Source organism: Staphylococcus sp. 231237_7MaSpsaltlick, assembly GCF_043107035.1.
The window spans coordinates 1-793 of the sequence record NZ_JBICNX010000212.1; the positions used below are offsets into that span (position 1 = coordinate 1).

The 793-nt window shown below is 28.1% G+C and carries 1 protein-coding gene; it reads right to left on the bottom strand.

What is annotated here, in order from left to right:
- On the bottom strand, positions 1–720 hold a 720-nt coding region (locus tag ACF91D_RS30975; protein WP_392438588.1), incomplete at its 3' end, for a LacI family DNA-binding transcriptional regulator.
- Between the last annotated feature and the right edge of the window lie 73 nt (positions 721–793).

Sequence of the window (793 nt, forward strand, 5' to 3'; positions counted from 1 at the left end):
ACCTTCCGGCTTCTTGCCTATCTTAAAATAACTCAGAGCTTTTTGATAGGCTGTTTCAAAACTGAAATCTCCTTCAATAATGTCTATATCTTGGCCATTTTCTTTAAAATACTCTTTGAACCCGTATAACCTATCTCTATTAGTAGAAGTGTTGCTTGGTCCAGATACATATAAATTATTTGTATAACCTTTATCAAAAAAATATTTAGCTATTGATTTTGCAGCAAAGTAATTATCACTTGATACAGAATTACAATTCAAAGTTTCATCATATCTATTAAATAAAATTACGGGTATATTTGAACTTTTTAATTTTTTTACTAATTCTGAAGATAATACAGCATCAGTGATTATAATAGATTCAACGTTATATTCTATAAATTGGTTAATTTCTTCCTGCTGAATTTCTTCATTTTCTGTATATACAAAAAGCACAGAATAACCAAAGTTTTTCAATTTTTGTGTAAATAATGATAGCACCTCATGATAAAACGGATTTTGTTTATTTTTCATTGCTATCCCAATCAATTTTGATTTATTTGTAATTAAACCTCTAGCTAAAGCATTCGGTTTATAATTCAATTCATCTGCTACCTTCATTACTCTTTTTCTTGTGTTTTCTGAAACACTTTTACCTGGCGAAAAAACTCTAGAAACCGTAGATTGTGATACTTTAGCAAGTCTAGCTACATCTTCTGCTGAAATTTTTTTCTTTTCCAAATTCATCTTCCCTTCTACAAAAATCATTGAATTAAATCAATAACCTGCTTCATTATCTTTAACATTTACTTAT